Genomic DNA, 349 nt, shown 5'->3' with positions numbered 1-349 from the left:
ACGGCATGATCGTCGTATTCACCGGATACGGGGCCAACATCCTCAACATGCTCCGACTGCGCGCATTCATCAGATTCGTGCCGCTGAACCAGCTGAACATCAGGAGGCATTTCAAGCCCATGGCCTCGTTCCTCGTCTCCAGCGTCTCCTCCGGCATGTACGCGCAGGCCGACATGGTACTCCTCGGATTCCTCTCCACCAACCACGTCGTCGGCATCTACCAGCTCGTCGCCAAGATCAAGACCATGCTCGTCATGGCCATCAACTCCGTGGTCAACGTCATGCTCCCCAGACTCTCCTACTACGCCAGGAACTCCCGGGAGAAATACCACGACCTGCTCGTCAAGAA

Annotated in this window: 1 protein-coding gene; it reads left to right on the top strand. The window is 57.6% G+C overall.

The window, feature by feature from the left end:
* The coding region (locus CSQ86_RS09660; RefSeq protein WP_165773847.1) for an oligosaccharide flippase family protein at nt 1–349 on the top strand (349 nt) is incomplete at both ends.

It is taken from the genome of Bifidobacterium felsineum (genome assembly GCF_002802915.1).
Classification (GTDB): domain Bacteria; phylum Actinomycetota; class Actinomycetes; order Actinomycetales; family Bifidobacteriaceae; genus Bifidobacterium; species Bifidobacterium felsineum.
The sequence above is the reverse complement of the archived record's forward strand: the minus strand, read 5'-3'. Positions and strand labels throughout refer to the sequence as shown.